The organism is Oscillospiraceae bacterium (assembly GCA_015068645.1).
Taxonomy (GTDB): Bacteria; Bacillota; Clostridia; order UMGS1840; family UMGS1840; genus SIG452.
Genome location: SVKD01000001.1, coordinates 192,471 through 207,852 on the forward strand (window position 1 = coordinate 192,471; position 15,382 = coordinate 207,852).

The 15,382-nt window shown below is 34.6% G+C and carries 21 protein-coding genes; all 21 read right to left on the minus strand.

All coding sequences use genetic code 11. The features are described from left to right. Positions 1–164: 164 nt before the first annotated feature. Positions 165–434 carry an HPr family phosphocarrier protein gene (locus E7413_00905; GenBank protein ID MBE7018428.1) on the minus strand — a complete coding sequence of 90 codons (270 nt, stop codon included), beginning with the start codon at positions 432–434 and terminating at the stop codon, positions 165–167. A gap of 53 nt (positions 435–487) precedes the next feature. Then, on the minus strand, positions 488–1,114 hold the full coding sequence (locus E7413_00910; protein ID MBE7018429.1) for a cell wall hydrolase: 627 nt from the start codon (positions 1,112–1,114) through the stop codon (positions 488–490). A gap of 51 nt (positions 1,115–1,165) precedes the next feature. Beyond that, positions 1,166–1,426 (minus strand): hypothetical protein, encoded by a 261-nt coding sequence (locus E7413_00915; GenBank protein ID MBE7018430.1) that lies wholly within the window; start codon positions 1,424–1,426, stop codon positions 1,166–1,168. A 26-nt stretch (positions 1,427–1,452) separates the two neighbouring features. Then, a complete protein-coding gene (locus E7413_00920) occupies positions 1,453–1,770 on the minus strand; it encodes a hypothetical protein (GenBank protein ID MBE7018431.1) in 318 nt (105 codons plus the stop codon). Positions 1,771–1,976: 206 nt separating this feature from the next. Beyond that, on the minus strand, positions 1,977–2,252 hold the full coding sequence (locus E7413_00925; protein MBE7018432.1) for a hypothetical protein: 276 nt from the start codon (positions 2,250–2,252) through the stop codon (positions 1,977–1,979). 83 nt (positions 2,253–2,335) lie between these two features. Then, on the minus strand, positions 2,336–2,596 hold the full coding sequence (locus E7413_00930; protein ID MBE7018433.1) for a hypothetical protein: 261 nt from the start codon (positions 2,594–2,596) through the stop codon (positions 2,336–2,338). Between the two features lie 15 nt (positions 2,597–2,611). Further along, positions 2,612–3,784 (minus strand): hypothetical protein, encoded by a 1,173-nt coding sequence (locus E7413_00935; protein ID MBE7018434.1) that lies wholly within the window; start codon positions 3,782–3,784, stop codon positions 2,612–2,614. 290 nt (positions 3,785–4,074) lie between these two features. After that, positions 4,075–4,428 (minus strand): hypothetical protein, encoded by a 354-nt coding sequence (locus E7413_00940; protein MBE7018435.1) that lies wholly within the window; start codon positions 4,426–4,428, stop codon positions 4,075–4,077. A 190-nt stretch (positions 4,429–4,618) separates the two neighbouring features. Further along, positions 4,619–4,828, minus strand: a complete 210-nt coding sequence (locus E7413_00945) for a hypothetical protein (GenBank protein MBE7018436.1) — start codon at positions 4,826–4,828, stop codon at positions 4,619–4,621. 1 nt (position 4,829) lies between these two features. Beyond that, positions 4,830–5,147, minus strand: coding sequence for a hypothetical protein (locus E7413_00950; GenBank protein MBE7018437.1), 318 nt, complete (start codon positions 5,145–5,147; stop codon positions 4,830–4,832). 9 nt (positions 5,148–5,156) lie between these two features. Next, positions 5,157–5,426: a hypothetical protein gene (locus E7413_00955; protein MBE7018438.1), complete on the minus strand. Its 270-nt coding sequence runs from the start codon at positions 5,424–5,426 to the stop codon at positions 5,157–5,159. A gap of 30 nt (positions 5,427–5,456) precedes the next feature. Continuing rightward, the gene (locus E7413_00960) at positions 5,457–5,660 is read right to left on the minus strand and encodes a hypothetical protein (protein MBE7018439.1); all 204 of its coding nucleotides are present in this window, start codon (positions 5,658–5,660) and stop codon (positions 5,457–5,459) included. A gap of 18 nt (positions 5,661–5,678) precedes the next feature. Continuing rightward, the gene (locus E7413_00965) at positions 5,679–8,891 is read right to left on the minus strand and encodes a PHP domain-containing protein (GenBank protein ID MBE7018440.1); all 3,213 of its coding nucleotides are present in this window, start codon (positions 8,889–8,891) and stop codon (positions 5,679–5,681) included. Next, complete coding sequence (locus tag E7413_00970; protein MBE7018441.1) at positions 8,888–9,868, minus strand: hypothetical protein; 981 nt, start codon at positions 9,866–9,868, stop codon at positions 8,888–8,890. The genes E7413_00965 and E7413_00970 overlap by 4 nt, the downstream gene beginning before the upstream one ends. A gap of 11 nt (positions 9,869–9,879) precedes the next feature. Next, on the minus strand, positions 9,880–11,208 hold the full coding sequence (locus tag E7413_00975; GenBank protein MBE7018442.1) for a hypothetical protein: 1,329 nt from the start codon (positions 11,206–11,208) through the stop codon (positions 9,880–9,882). Between the two features lie 22 nt (positions 11,209–11,230). Further along, the gene (locus E7413_00980) at positions 11,231–11,998 is read right to left on the minus strand and encodes a PD-(D/E)XK nuclease family protein (protein MBE7018443.1); all 768 of its coding nucleotides are present in this window, start codon (positions 11,996–11,998) and stop codon (positions 11,231–11,233) included. 9 nt (positions 11,999–12,007) lie between these two features. Continuing rightward, a complete protein-coding gene (locus E7413_00985) occupies positions 12,008–12,397 on the minus strand; it encodes a hypothetical protein (protein ID MBE7018444.1) in 390 nt (129 codons plus the stop codon). A gap of 1 nt (position 12,398) precedes the next feature. After that, the gene (locus tag E7413_00990) at positions 12,399–13,127 is read right to left on the minus strand and encodes a hypothetical protein (GenBank protein MBE7018445.1); all 729 of its coding nucleotides are present in this window, start codon (positions 13,125–13,127) and stop codon (positions 12,399–12,401) included. After that, positions 13,102–13,737: an HD domain-containing protein gene (locus E7413_00995; protein ID MBE7018446.1), complete on the minus strand. Its 636-nt coding sequence runs from the start codon at positions 13,735–13,737 to the stop codon at positions 13,102–13,104. Before E7413_00995 ends, E7413_00990 begins: the two co-directional genes overlap by 26 nt. Before the next feature lie 183 nt (positions 13,738–13,920). Beyond that, positions 13,921–14,454, minus strand: coding sequence for a hypothetical protein (locus E7413_01000; GenBank protein MBE7018447.1), 534 nt, complete (start codon positions 14,452–14,454; stop codon positions 13,921–13,923). A gap of 330 nt (positions 14,455–14,784) precedes the next feature. Next, positions 14,785–15,141: a hypothetical protein gene (locus E7413_01005; GenBank protein ID MBE7018448.1), complete on the minus strand. Its 357-nt coding sequence runs from the start codon at positions 15,139–15,141 to the stop codon at positions 14,785–14,787. Between the last annotated feature and the right edge of the window lie 241 nt (positions 15,142–15,382).

A 15,382-nucleotide genomic window follows, 5' to 3' on the forward strand; every position in this document is an offset into this window, starting at 1 on the left:
TACAATAAAAAATATCTACCAATTTATTGCTATGTAGCCAGTCGGCAAAATTAGATAAAAATTGACCAACACGCCAATGGTCATATTTATCCCCGCAGATATCTTGTATGATTTGTGGAATATTATATCTATATTGGTTGTGCAAACTTATCAAACCCCTTTGATCACACAATGAATTTTTTTATATCCCCTTCAATTTCTTGAGGAATATCACCATGAAATTCTACAAATACAGGCTTTGATAAATCCAAACAAAACAAAGCTAACAACGATTTTGCATTAATTGAAAAATTACCAGACTTAACTACTACATCATCTCTACATTTTGACACAAGTCTTACAAATTTTACAACATGTGTAATTTTATTTAAAAGCACCATAATTTTTGTTGTTTCGAGACTTGGTTCATTGTTAATATGTTTATATTCGTTCATACATAAATATCCTCCCATTCATTTGATTTTATCCCATCAGTATCCTCGTTTCATTAATAACAAAAATAATGACCTTGTATATACTTCCATACACCGTTTCCTTGTTTGAATTGAGCTTGGAACACTACGTTAGATGGAATGGTTATGCCATTTTCTAATACATATTTAGCATTATTTATAGCTCGCTGGGAAGGGGTCTTATTGATAGCTCCATTCCAAGTGCACGCGTATTGACCTTTCTGGTACACCACTCCTTTAATCGTGTTTGGGAATCGACTATCTGCAACCCTATTTAAGACAACGCTTGCAACAGCACGCTGATGTTCATCAGATAACCAACTGCTTCCCGCTTCTGCGTTTACAACACGTGATAAAATATCTAAATCACTCGAAGAATAACTCGTTGTAGTAGATTGCGATGAACTATATAATTTTAAGTATTTCGAAAAAACATAACACAGTCTGTTGTTGTATGTAATAGAAGTCCATCCATTAGGAGCTTCCGATCCAGTAATTACAGAACCTCTATATAAACCACCGACTACTTTACTATTAGTATTCGGCTCTGTTCTTACATTTAAGCAGCTCGCAGTTACAACATATTTATTTGAATTTGAAGCGTTACAATAGCATGTTGACATTAAGCATAAAACAATCAATAATAATAAAATCTTCTTCATATATATATCTCCTTTTTTATAACACTGTTTATTCCGATTTAAAGCGTGGTTTTATTCTTGTAGTGGATACATTATAATGGGAGCCTTTTCACCGAAGTAAGGCAACGTCCGAACTGTATTGTATTCAATCCACTCAACAGCTTCTTCAGATGTAGACCCTTCGGCTTCAACAAGCCATTCAACCATTTTTTCAAAATCGTATACAGCTCTGTTATCTTCTGTGACTCCTATTAATGCGGTATCATAACTATAATTAGTTAAATACTTTACATCTTCATATCCGTTGTACAACAATTTTTCTTCACTTGTAATATTGCATCACCTCATTACAATATTCTCTAAAAAATTCTCAATAATGGTTTCTCATAACAAATTAGTGCAATCTCATAATGTTGTTTACCACAAGTAGCCGCAAGGTCTTGTAACTCTTGATATACTTGAAACCAATCAAGCTTATTTAACACCTGCTCATTAAAGCATTTGATATAATAATCGTTGTCGTGATTTTCCTTCCACTCCATAAAGAAATCATATTTAGGAGCAAGTTTTTTATATTGAAAGCCCTTATACCAATCCGGTGCTTTACCACATATTGAAATTGGTATGATATTTTCAGGTAAAGATTTTAACTTTGCAAAATAAGTTGTGTATATCATATTATTCTCCTAATTTTAAATGAAATGTGTATTTAATGTGTTTACATCTTCGTTTTTCTTTTTAAAATCGTTATCACATTTATCGTCGTATGAGACTGCGATATCTTTCTTTTCACACCAACCAGCATTTTCTGCAAAACCAATACCACTCCAATTTACACAATCCTTGCACATATTCACCATATTTCACCTCTTAAAATAAATGTTTAATCAGGGATAGTGATAGTAAAAATCTCAGAATCTCTATCCTCGCGGTCATATACCAAAGAGTAATTTTCTATATGCTCTAGATTAGATTTACATTCAATATAGCCCTCATATTCTTCGTCTTTTGACTTATCAATAATATCAATATAGATTTTGGTATTATAAAATGTTCCGTCTTCGGATAAATCAAATATAACTCTTTTGGGCTTCCCACAAGACAACAATTCAAAAACGTCGCCAATCCTTTTCATCTTTGGATATACTGAATACATCATATTTCAACCTCCTATTACAATAAAATGAAAATTTTATCTCCGTTCCTCACAGGGTATTCCATTTTTGTTGAATCAATCTGCTATCAAATTTTTTCTACTTTACATACAGTAACGTCAACATCGTTATTTACATCTCTACATAAACAATAAACTCTGTATAATGATTTGCAGTGATTACACAATGTAGTGAATGTCATTGTAACTCCGCCTTGATCGATGAACTGTCTGAGTAGCGGGTAGTTTTTAGCAAGCTTAAATTCTGCTCGTCTGGTTTGTAAAGCACGGCCACAATCAGGACAAACGAATTTATCAAAATCGATATTAAAATTATATCTTTTCTCCATTATGTATCCTCCTATTTACCATTCGGAATAATCTTGTTTTAGACTTTTGGGTGTAATATCAAAATACTGATTAAGGGAATTATCTGCTTGCTCCAGCTGACTGTAATATCTCCATGTAGCAGAGGTACCATTACCCCCACTCTTTCGTTGGTCGTCACGAGTACAAAACTCACGATATGACATATTATAGAAAAGTGATGCTTGGTTGCACCAGCACGCAATATTTATGTATGACCCGTAAAATTCACTCTTTATATAATCTTTATATCGCATAATATACGGCTTGAAATTATATTTCGAGAGAATAAATATTCTCCTGAAAATGTCTTTGATGTCATTTATCCAAAAGTCTGTATCGTATTTATTTTGTCTGTCAAACCCGCAAAACACATAAAATTTTACATTCTGACCTTTACTTTTATAGTGTCTGCGTATCATTGTTGATTTTTCTTCGATAATTCTACTATCTTCGATATTGTCAAAAGCAAATATGAAATCTCCATCATACTTGCTTTTGAACAGCAAATCACATTTTTCGTCTGTTAAAAGTCTTTCATCTAATCCTTGTTTGAACTGGAAAGGAAGACCTAATGATTGTAGCTCTGTTAAGAATTCCTTCCATTGCGGTAGCCCAAGAAAATTATCATCCAATAAGCAAATTTTCTTTCTTGAAGAATCTAAAAATTCTTCTATAGGGCTATGCTGTACTACTTTTTTATAGTTTTTATTTACACAAAACTGACACTGACGAAAGCATCCTCTGGTTAAGAACCCTATTGAGTAGTCTGTGTAATATTTGAAATTGTCCATAAATTTCTTATGGTTGAATATTTTTTGTTTCTTAGCTGATTTTAATTTCTCGGTCTCTAAACACTCGTAAATCCATTGGTCGTATAAATGATAGTCAGGCATTATATGCTCAATATCATTAGGTAGGTGCGGTGATTTATCATAATAAAACCCCGTACCGCCGTAAATTACATTTGGTAAGTTCAAGATTGGATTGTGTTCATAAAAAGTATGTATTGTTTCTTCTGTTTTTAGGGTTTTATCAGACGGCTCGTCCGGAATCTCTGTGTCCATAAAAACTTTTGATATAGTTACAATATCGTAATTTTCAAGATTGTCGTAATCGGTTTTTAGAACCGTCTGATATCCTATTGATTGATAGTAAGCAGATAATTTCATACAGGCGAGATTTGGAAACCTGTGTTTAGTACGTCCGATTAAATCAGCGTCTATAATTGCGGCTGACTTTATCAGAGACACCTCCTATTAAGGATAATTATGATGAAACATAATACCGCGGTGTTCTTGTGTATTTAATAAATGTTGAAATGCATCTGTGATATGTATATATACTCTATCCTTTGTGATATTTGTTGTATATCCAATCACCTTATTATATCGAGTATCGAATATTTTTGTTGGAGGTGTGCCTGGTGAAATATTATTATTCTTAACCCAATAATTTTCTATCATTTTTTACTCAAATCCTTTAATGTAGGTTCTGGTTGTTTAATTTCGTACAGAGTAACTTCCACAAGTCCATTTTTAATATCGATTTCATATCCGTCATACACATTCGTATTAACAGGAATCTTAATATCAATGCTATTTGCAAATCCTGTATCTTGGTCTTCATATTCGCCAATGATTTTCAGGTACGCTTCGTTGGTTTTGCTATAATGCTTTGTGGAGTATGAAATGTTTTCTTTTGGGATACCAACAGCTCCGAAACAATAAATACATTTGCCGTCGATTTCTTTTTTGTAAAACGCAAGTTGCTCATCATCTTCAAAATCTCTTAATAAATCATATAATAAATCCATATCTAACTCCTTTTATTTTCGTTAATAAAACTATCCTTTTATAATTGTTTTTAGCTTCGAAATCGAACTATTTTTGCCGTCAATCCTAAACTTATACCCTGCTCCCTGCATCGCCTTTAGGATTGGTTCTGCAGGGATACATTCTGTATAATCAGTTGTCATAACGACCTGTCCATTTGCATCAATAACTTCAAACTTCACGGTTGGTATCTCCTACAGAGATAGTGCAAAAACGGACGATTTCTGTAATGCGTTCTTCGTATGTTTTAGATTCATCAGTTGCTTTTGCAAGAATTACAGCACACATTGCTTTTGAGCCTTGCGTTAAGCCCTCTGTATGTATCTTCTTAAACTGCTTTTCAAATTCAGCAGTTAGTTTTTCTTCCATTTTTTTGTTCATATTATCCTCCGATTATTTCATCCAATAGCTCGCTTGCTACATTTTCATCAAACGTGATAACTTCTTCCTCTTCATCTTCGCATTTTATTTCTATAATTTGCTCATCGTACCATTTACCCATTACATATGTTGGATATGCAAATAAATTAGTAATATCATCATTTGTACCAATAACATCTGGAGGTACACTTTGATACCTTAATAATTCGCTAACGATTTCTTGAATACTATTGATTGTATAGTCACTGTTGTATGCTATAGTGTTGTATTCTATAGGGCTAATATGGCTGCCAGTTACATTACCGATAGAGTAAGTCATATCAATCTCCTATTCTGCAATCAATGCTTTGAAGTTTTTGATAACCTCTTCGTTTTTATCTTTGCTCTCCTGCAAACCCTTAGCCGTGTTAGATAGCTCTTGTTGGTATTCATTAATTTCGGATATGCTTTGTTCGATTCCTACATTAGCCTCTGTCAGAGTATCAATGACTGTATTAACGACAAACACTGCTTTATTAAATATATTAGAATATGTATTAAGTTTTTGTTTCTTTTGCTCCAACATATCTGGAACATTTTGTTGTTTTTTAAATAACATAAAATTTCCCCCGATGATATATGATATTTATTAAATTTCGTACCCTACTAATGGATTGATTTTGCAGTGGTCAACAAGGTAAGTGATAAGTTTGTCTGTACAATCACAACACAATTTCACTTTGATTTGATTACAGTCGTATACGGAACCGTATCCGATTATATTGTTAATTGTGAGTCCTGAATTTTTATCCCAAAAATCAAGCTCTTTCCCGCATAAATTACATTTTTCCAAAGTAATTTCCTCCATATCTTAATTATAAATATGATAGTATCCAGTTAGCGTGTAGTATCCGTTTTCTTGCACATAGCTATTACAGAATATAATATCGTCTTTCTTTATTGGGTCATTATTGTAAAGACGGTTGAAAACAGTGAACCTACTTTCAATACCACTTCCGATAGACTGTGTGATAATCTGATACCCGAATTGCTTTCCGTCACGTTTTCGTTTTACAGGGAAAATATCTTTGATAAATAATTTGCGTCGGTCAGATTCGTTTCCGGATACATACCCTACGTAACCCATTACTGATTTGAAGTTTTGCACCTTTAATATATCTCCGAGGTCTGGCATTTGTAGTTCTCTAATCATATCCTCATAATCACGCATTGCTGATTTTACATTGAGTATTGTGTATGACTTTGCTTCTTTACCATCTTTGGTTGTACCGATTGAGTATTTTGCAATGATTTCATGAAGCGGTGTTCCTACAATATTTTCTTTTTTGATTTGTTTGACATCTCCACGCTTGAAAATGTTATAGAAAGTATCTAATATTCTAAACAGCTCTCGTTGATTTCCGAACTTTGAGAAATAATCGATTTTAATCAAAACCTCAAGCTGTCTTGAGTCTGTAGGTGTATTATGTTCAATATCATATAAAGCGTCCATAAAATAATCGTACTGAGATTTCTGTGATAACTCGTATAATGTGTTTGCTACTGAAGTACTTAAGTATTTTACTGAACTAACACCTTTTGCAATTACTTTATCTTCTTTGTTGAAAGTGTATTCACTTCCGGAGTACCCAAATTTTGGGAGCGAAATTTTAATACCATATCGTTTTGCTAACGCTGTTCCGTTTTGTATATCGTTGTCGTTAGCGGCGTTATTTAGGAAGGAAGTAATAAACTCAATTGTGTGATAATGTCTGAAATACGCACATAGATACCCTAGCATACAGTATGCGATTGAATGATTATACCCAAACATATACGAGGCACTATCTTCTAAAATTTGCAGGAATGTTTTTGCTTCTTCTTCTGCTTCTTCACGAGGCTTATCTGACTTTTGGCAGTATCCATCGAGAATCTTTGGCAATGCCTTTTCAAGCCTTTCTCTATCCTTACGACCAATAGCACGCCTGGTGTTATCTGCTTCACTTCCGGAAAGACCGCAAATTAACTGTAGGAATTTAATAACATCCTCTTGATATACAAGATATCCGTTATTATCTGATAAGAGGTTATCAATCAGTTCTGACGGGTTTTTATTTGGCTTTCTTGCAAGAAGATTATCTCTGTATGATGTACCGGACGGCCTGATACACGCAGTAACAAGAGACATATCGAATAAGCTTTTAGGTTGGTATTTTTTCAGACTTTCAAATGCGAAAGCACTTTCAAATTGGAAGATTGCTCCCGGAGAAGTTAAGATATCTCTCCATACATCTTCATCATTCCAATTGATTTCGTGAGATTGTGGGTATGGAATGTTAAGATATCTGCAAGTATCACGGATAACCTGTACTGTTTTTAATACAAGGAAGTCGTATTTTGCAACGCCAACTTCATGTGCTTCATCCATATCAATCATTAAACACATCTCGCCGTCTTTATCAAATACCCCATAATTCTCTACTAATGATATGGGGCTGATAACCATACCTGCTGGGTGAACAGATTGAGAAATTTTTGTATCAAGCAGTCCGTCGTAGTAATAGAATAACTCTGGGTATTTTTCTTTTGTTTCATCTGGAGATGCATCAAATTCGTCTTTAATTCTTGCAATTTTAGGAAGAGACCACGGATTTTCTTCTGTGTTATCTAAGTAATACCCTTGCCCTCCGTCTAATGGATGGGATCCTTTTATCACACCTACACCTATATGTTCATTAGTCCACCGTTTTGCGAGTGCTCTGCCTACATCATCAATAACTCCCTTTGACTGAATTGTGCCAAATGACGCAACCCTCGCGGTTTTATCTGCTCCGAATCGTTCGATGATATGTTTGAAGATATAGGGTCTATCTGATTCCACACAGTCAATATCAATATCTCCAATCTCAACTCTGTCTTCATTACAAAACCTCGAAAAAACCGTATGCCATGTTTCAGGATTGAGGTCGATGATATCTGTTATGTATGCAACTCTTGAACCGCCTACAGACCCTCTTGCGGTTCCAATCGCCATTCCTTGGTCTTTACACCAACAAATAAGTTCTGACATAGAGAGCATAAACCCATCCATTTTGAGTTTTTGAAATACTCTCATTTCTTCATCAATCGCATTGCGAAACGCTTCAACTTGATGCTCAGGTATAATTCCTGAGTCAACTTTTTCTTTGAACTTTCTTTCTACTGTTTCTGAAAATTGTCTTGAGTCAGCCTCTCTTGAACCGTACAGAATCGGATATTTGATAGACTTATCTATTTCAAAATCTTCTGTTAGATCGTAAATTAAATTAGTGTTTTCGATTGCTTGCAGATAGACCTCTTCGGGAACTGCATTTTGCAACTTAAACATATCGACTAACTCTTCGTATGTTTTATAGGTTAAATCAAATACATCTTCGTCGCCGTAATTTTTATGTTTTGAAGATAGTAGTATATCTCTGCACTCTCCTTTGTACTTAGAGGAGCTATGCGTGTCGGTTCCTGCAATTAACGGCTTATTTAGTTTTAAAGATAACTCATAAAGCTTCTGATTATAAGAGATTTGGTCTGGATGTGCGTGTGGTTGGATTTCAAAAAAGTCGTATTTTTTGGAAAGCTCTAAGTACATTGGGTGTGTATCCGGAAGTTTATTTAACGGAGATGCTAAACAAGCGCTGGTTGATAGGATATTATCTGATATACTTAAAAACTCATCAAATGTAATTCTATTGGTGTAATAGAAATGCTCTTCGTTGCAGGATTTGCTTACCAAAGCATTTAATTCTTTTACGCCATCGTAGTTTTTTGCAATTAAAATGGTATGGTAATTATCCCTTACCTTTTCATCCAGTGATTCTGTTAAATAGATTTCTACTCCGTGTATAAATCTAATTCCGACCTTATCACAATGCATTTTCTTTGAAATCCAACCCATTGGCTTTCCGTGTTCTGTGGAAACGAATGCTTTACATCCGTATTTAATCGCTAAATCTACATAATCAGTAAATTTCGTGCAACTATCAAGTAAACTATACTCAGAATGTATATGATATGGTATATAAGTTTTCAATCTATTTGATTCACTCATATCCGTATCCTTTCATTGTATAATTTTAAGAAAACCTCTCTGCCCATATCGACGGGGCTCATTTTAGACTGCAATACCTTATCAGTGTCTTTAATGTAGTCAATTGTGAGGTATCTTTTTAACTTTTGAATGTTTTTATCTGAAAGAACGTCAACATCTTCATCTAAAGCGAAGACAACTCTAATGCCGAGTTTAATCAAAAACAGCATTTGCTGTGGGTTAAGATGAGATGTTAGAATCGCACAGGTGTTATGGACTCCCCATTCGCTCGCAAGCATTACGGATTTTGAACCCTCAAAAATTATAATCTCTTTCTTCTTCATGATTTCTTCTTGGTTATCAGAAAATCCGTATAGAGTATCTAAAATACCGAGCGGTTTAAAATATGTATATTTTCTTATTTTTTTCTCTTTGTAATTTGGATCTAATGTTCTTCCGCAAATATTAATAATATCACCTGTGTAACTCTTAATTGGAAAAACTATTCTGTCTGAAAACGAGTCGTATTTTACCTCGAATCTCGATAGTGTATCAAAGCCGATCCCCTCATCTACCCACGCTCGAAGTTTATCGAGGTTGAATTCGTATCTTGACATATAATCTTTAGGTAAAACAACCGTCTTTGATTCTTTCTTAACAGGATCGTACTGACGAAACCTTTTGGCAATTTGTGTTGTCCCGAGACGGATTGTGTGTTCGATATCAGTTCCGGAAAGTTTAGCAAAGTCTCGTATAATTTCTAATGCACGCTCAAACCCACAGTTGTGATACTTTCTGATAAAATGAATTAAGTTACCACCAACTCCTGAACTGAAATCATAAAACCTTTGGTTCTCTTTACGAATAGAAAAAGACGGCGTTTTTTCTTCTTTGAATGGTGATAGCGCCCAAAACTCACCGTTCTTTTCTTCTAAATCGCAATACTGTGCTATGTATTCTACAATATCAACTTGTTCTAATAATTCTTGAACTTCCATATTACCTCCTGTTAATAAGGTGATACGGGTATATGTTGTTGTGCCTCTGTATATCTGATAATATTTCCGTCGAACTGTAGGTCGATATATTCATCTGCTGACATTTGCGCTCCGTTTCTGTTGAGACATATCCGAAGCTTTTTATTTCCACAGGCAACGCCGTCATTTTCGATTTCTTCGGGAGTTTTGTCTTGCAGGAGTGCGATTGTAGAGGCGTTTCTACCGATTTTTGCAGAATCTGCTACTTTACCAGTTGAAGTCGCTTGAGCAGCTCCGATTCCCGCGATATTCATATCTCCGCAAAGCTGGTTTTTCACCATATCTACAAACCTACCTAATTCTTGATATGATTCAAATGCGTCTCCGTCGCCCTTACCTTTGAAATAGTCAACAATCAGCACATCTAAACCTTGTGTGTGTTTTACTTTTTTTACTGCGGTATAGATGCTTTGTGCATCGAACATGGGCATATATAGATGTGTGAATTTCTTAGTCTTTAGCCAGTTGATAGCTGATGCTATTTTTGCTTTTTCTTCCTCATTGTATCTGCCTGCTTTCAGGTTTCCGAACTCAATACCTGTTAAGTGAGATAATAGTCTACAGGTAAACATTCTTGAGTTTAACTCACTATCGATATATAACACAGCAACATCTTTCTTTAGCAGGTCAACAGCGCAATTTAAAAGCATCATGCTTTTGCCTTGTTTAGCTTCTGCCGCAAAAATAAACAGTTCTCCGCGTTCTATAGTTGCGTAGTTATTTAAGCTCGGAAACTTAAACGGAATACCTGCATAGCTATGGTCTTGACGGGATTCGATTTCTCCCCATAGAGAGTCAACAACATCTTTGAATTGCGGAACCTCTGTTGTGGTAGAAAATTGCATCATCACATCGTCGAGAGATGAGTAGATTTTTTGTTCGATGTTTTGTTCGGAGCTGTTGAAACAAAGACGCTCACATTCAACTAATTTGTTATATGTATCTCGTCTGAATGCGGCATCTAATACATTATTAACCAAAAGTTTATATTCTTCGATACTTTCTCTGGCAATAAGTTTTGCTACATCTAACAGGTCGTTTAGCGCTTGAACTGTAATTGTTTCTGTAGCTTTCTTTGTTGCATCACGCATATTCAACACATTTGTGATGTTATACGCATCTACCTTTTCAATTCCTCTTTTCGCTAATTCGCATACGGCATAATAAATATAGGCATTTTGTGTATCTGAAAAATGATTTGGTCTAAGCTGTTCTGAATAAAAAGTAAATTCAGGTTTCATAACGATGGATGCTATAATTCCGGCTTCGCTTTCTACATTCTTAATGTCACATGCATTCAACAGACACCACCTCCATTCAATCTTAATTAAACATTTGCCAATATTCACATTTATGGTTGCAATCGCATAGGTATTTACATTTAAACCAAGAGATATCAGGTTTCCACTCTGACTCTAGCGATATATCGTTAATTGTATTTAAAGCCCACTTCTTTGTTTCGTAAAATTTTTCAATATTAAACGGCTCTACGATTAATTCTTTGCTCCTAAAACAATTAAAAATAAGCTCTTTCGGAAAACAACCGTACTGTTGCTCTATTGGAATCGAATATAGGTATAGTTGACGAAGATACTTATCCAGCTCTTTGTCAGACTTCGTTGGTTTTTTACGGTTGCTTCTTTGTTTTAATTTTCTTGATTTGTTATCAGTAATACAAACACCGTTATCCTGTGTAATCAAATCAACAAAACTGGTGAATGGAATACCTTCAACATCAAATATCATATTTTGTTCAATACCTAAAACCTCTCCTTGAGGAATTTTGATATCTCTCGAATACTCTAGACCTTGAGTAAAGTAATCTTGAAAGATTTCGATGGTCGGAGCTCGCTCTCTAACCTCTTGATAAAAATTTGTGAGATAAAACGTAGCGAGCTCCTCGCTTGTTAATTCCTTCTCTAAATATTTCTGAATAATTCGATGCATAAACGATCCGTAATCTGAAAAAAAATGCCTGCATGGAGAAGTTTTACGGATGTATTTTAAAAAGAATCCATATGGACAACTCTCATATTGTGTTATACGAGAGTATGACCATGTGGATTCTTCAATAATATTTGTATATCTCATTATTCAAAATTAAAACGGGAGTCTTTCTTCTTCAGGCTCTCCTTCTTCTGTTTCGTTCTCTACATCTTCAGTTTTCTTTGGTGTACTTGAAGATGATGTAAACTCATCACAGAATTCAAAGTCAAAAACCTTATAAGTAGTGTAAGTCTTGTTTTTTTCTTTATTATACCAATTTGTTACGTCCACTTCTCCGAGACGGATACTGTCCCTCTCTTTTAGTTTTTCTGCTTTTGCATTTGCATTTCCAATGAATGTACAGTAACCACCAAACTCCTGTTCGTAAACTGGAGGATCTGTATCCTTACGTTTTCTGGAAATTGCCAGCCTTACTGACTTTGTTTTATTTTTTCCTTCTGATACATCAAATACGATAGCGAATGCGTTTTTTCTAAAACCCATATTACTTCTCCTTTATATTTAATAATTTTTCTTTTATAGCATTTAACAATTCTGATGCGACAACAGGATTTTCAATGCAGTAATAATCTCCTGTTGGTTTACCATTTTTGCCTCTTGCATATTGCTTGATTAACTCTGTAACTTCGGGTTTTTTATCGGGGTTTGCCTCAATATAAGAAATTACAATACTGTGAATTTCTTCTACGATTTTTAGAGCAATTTCTCTTTCTTCTATTAGTTGCGCTTCTTTCTGTTCACTACGCCATTTATCTGGGTCATCATCTGATGTAGCGACATTGAAGTACTTTAACATAAAATATCTAGAGGAATAAGAAAGGCCGGAACCGAAAGCCTGGCTTGCGTCATTTTGTTGACCGACAAGAGCCCAGGGGACGACAACTCTGTCTTCTGGGTTATCGTTGTTTACCCAATGCCACTCCATGTCTGCTTTGATAATAATTTCGTTAACGTGCTCATCATAAATCTTTCCAGCTTGTGTTGTCTTGGTTTTGGTGTATGAATACGGCATAACCTCTGTGCTATCTTTAATAATATTTGGAATTAAAGACACACCGTGCTTGTCCATAAGACCTGTAATTTTTGAAAGAATTACATCTTCTGTGACATACATGTACCCAAAACCTTTTTTGTTTTTCTGGATAACCTCAACTGGCTTTCGAATTTTTGCTAACTTTTGATAAATGTTAAGCGGTTGTGTTGCTGCTGTCATAAGACCCTCCTTCGATTCGAATAGAATGATTTCTTTGGAATAAATACGTGGCTTCCATATCTGCAAGATGTAACATTGGCGCGATTGGTGTTAAGTCGTATGCTTTACTCATGCTAAAATCTCCACCTTTCACAACGGTATCAAACCCACCCATATGATACCGAATAGCAAGAAGTTCGTCTGTGTGAAGTTCTTTTAAAAACCACTGGATAATAATACAGCTTTTTTCTCCGTGACCAATCGGAAATTTCTCATCGATGATATATGTATCAACTGTATTCCATTGCCCCGTATCGATGTTTTTAACTCGCTTCTTATCTTTCTTGTAAAAGTTGACTTTGCACAAATCATGAAATAAACCACAAATCGCTACTGTCTCTTCGCTAATATTTAGAGATGGGTATCTGGCTACCAGATTATTTAGACACTCATATACATCTAATGAGTGCTCTAACAAACCACTTTCATAGGAACCATGGAACTTTGTGCTTGCAGGTGCCATAAAGAAGTCGCTTCGTTCAAGCCAGTTAATCAGCTCGTCGATGCCATCTCTATGAATCTTTGTTTTGCAGATTTCTAAAAACCTTTCTTTCATACTTTCTGGACTCATTCTTTGTCTCCTTTTTTGTAGATTCGTTTAATTTTTTTCATATCACTACCCCCTTTCATATATGTAAGTATCTATATAAACCCTTTCGGGATTGTTTGTTTTATATGCATAAACCTAGGAATTTTGATGTATTAAAAAAAGAGCTATATTTAGCTCCTTTTACATATATGATAAATCAAAAATTTAAGAGATTAGTCTAGCATAACCATAGTCACACGGATTAAGATTGTTTTGAATCATCACTTCAATTAGCTTCCTACGATACCAGTCTTTTGACTCAATATGAATGCCGTCAATATTTGCTTTATTACCGTGTTGACTAACCCTGGTCGCCAATTCTACGACATGACTGTTGCGTGCACCTGCAAGAGATACCGTCTTAACAGCCTCATCAATATCAAACAGTTCTTTTTTGCGTTTATATCTTTTGTAAATTCTTAAAAGATATTTTAGATAATACTCAAGGATTTCCCTCTCTTCGGAATCTACGAACGATTCTTTTGATAAGGTGATAACACCTTTCCCTAAGGCGTTATTATAAACAGATGTATGTATTATGTATGGATAATACGGAATCAAGTCTGTTAAAGTTCTGAATTTTAGAGGAGTTTTTCGATTACCTACATAAACCTCTAGCTTGTCTTGTATATCTCTATTAGAATAACCCATAATTGAAAGGTGATCGTAAAAATCACATTTTCCTGAAAACTGAGACATAATATATCACTCCTTTTTATTATCAAATGTAATTGGTTTTGAATCTGGAATATTTTGTATTACATCTTTAATAATATCATCACATAATTTTTTAAATCTAATATCTTTAATCAGTATATCAAAATATTCCAAGATAGATAATTTATTTTCCATATTATTTATTTTTGCTAGGATCACCATAGAAGAAATCTCCGCTTGTTTCAGGATGAGAATACACTCCATCGCCTACAGGGTAATATTTATTGTCTTCGTAATCGTAGTTTGTTTGAGATACATAGGTATCGCCGTCATGCATTCTTATTACCTCCTTTCTTGAATTATATGAAATTATTATATTTCCTTAAAATCGTTAATAAAGCATTCATCGGATGCCTTAGCGAAATATACAATATATTCACCAGTGGTTTCGTAAAATACCTCTGCTATTCTTTCCATGCTTACAGATTCACATAGTATTCTAAATTCATCATTTGTTAATATGCGACCTCCCCAATACTCTCGCGCCTTTGCTATAGCATCCCTTTCGTTTTTAGCAGAGATATAAAGCTCAGAAGAATGTCCAGAGGATTCGCATATAAATATATATTTGTTCATAATCGTAAAACCTCGTAAAAGGCTGTTCATCAAACTCCATTTAACCACTGCCTGTACATACAAAAAGGACTTATTAAGTAGTTTGTACTTCACTACCCCTCTCCTGCGTTAAAAACGTGTCATCTAAGACTTCGTGGCACCTTCTATTTATGTATTCTTTATTTTTTGTTAATGAAATCGTCGTTTTATATGAATTTTTGATGAAATTAAGCTATTCTACGAGCAGACATCTTCGAACAACTCTTTTAAGATGCGGGGTTCGTATGATTGTTGTTCGATTTCTGCAAAAGCGGATTCCAGTTGTCCGTTTACGATGTCTGAATAACTCATGCCC

Coding starts and splice junctions, on each gene's coding strand:
- E7413_00980 (MBE7018443.1), bottom strand. CDS start 11,998: ATGAGATATACAAATATTATTGAAGAATCCACATGGTCATACTCTCGT.
- E7413_00910 (MBE7018429.1), bottom strand. CDS start 1,114: ATGAAGAAGATTTTATTATTATTGATTGTTTTATGCTTAATGTCAACA.
- E7413_00995 (MBE7018446.1), bottom strand. CDS start 13,737: ATGAGTCCAGAAAGTATGAAAGAAAGGTTTTTAGAAATCTGCAAAACA.
- E7413_00950 (MBE7018437.1), bottom strand. CDS start 5,147: ATGACTTACTCTATCGGTAATGTAACTGGCAGCCATATTAGCCCTATA.
- E7413_00905 (MBE7018428.1), bottom strand. CDS start 434: ATGAACGAATATAAACATATTAACAATGAACCAAGTCTCGAAACAACA.
- E7413_00955 (MBE7018438.1), bottom strand. CDS start 5,426: ATGTTATTTAAAAAACAACAAAATGTTCCAGATATGTTGGAGCAAAAG.
- E7413_00940 (MBE7018435.1), bottom strand. CDS start 4,428: ATGGATTTATTATATGATTTATTAAGAGATTTTGAAGATGATGAGCAA.
- E7413_00985 (MBE7018444.1), bottom strand. CDS start 12,397: ATGGGTTTTAGAAAAAACGCATTCGCTATCGTATTTGATGTATCAGAA.
- E7413_00965 (MBE7018440.1), bottom strand. CDS start 8,891: ATGAGTGAATCAAATAGATTGAAAACTTATATACCATATCATATACAT.
- E7413_00935 (MBE7018434.1), bottom strand. CDS start 3,784: ATGAAATTATCTGCTTACTATCAATCAATAGGATATCAGACGGTTCTA.
- E7413_00930 (MBE7018433.1), bottom strand. CDS start 2,596: ATGGAGAAAAGATATAATTTTAATATCGATTTTGATAAATTCGTTTGT.
- E7413_00920 (MBE7018431.1), bottom strand. CDS start 1,770: ATGATATACACAACTTATTTTGCAAAGTTAAAATCTTTACCTGAAAAT.
- E7413_00970 (MBE7018441.1), bottom strand. CDS start 9,868: ATGGAAGTTCAAGAATTATTAGAACAAGTTGATATTGTAGAATACATA.
- E7413_00945 (MBE7018436.1), bottom strand. CDS start 4,828: ATGAACAAAAAAATGGAAGAAAAACTAACTGCTGAATTTGAAAAGCAG.
- E7413_01000 (MBE7018447.1), bottom strand. CDS start 14,454: ATGTCTCAGTTTTCAGGAAAATGTGATTTTTACGATCACCTTTCAATT.
- E7413_00990 (MBE7018445.1), bottom strand. CDS start 13,127: ATGACAGCAGCAACACAACCGCTTAACATTTATCAAAAGTTAGCAAAA.
- E7413_00925 (MBE7018432.1), bottom strand. CDS start 2,252: ATGATGTATTCAGTATATCCAAAGATGAAAAGGATTGGCGACGTTTTT.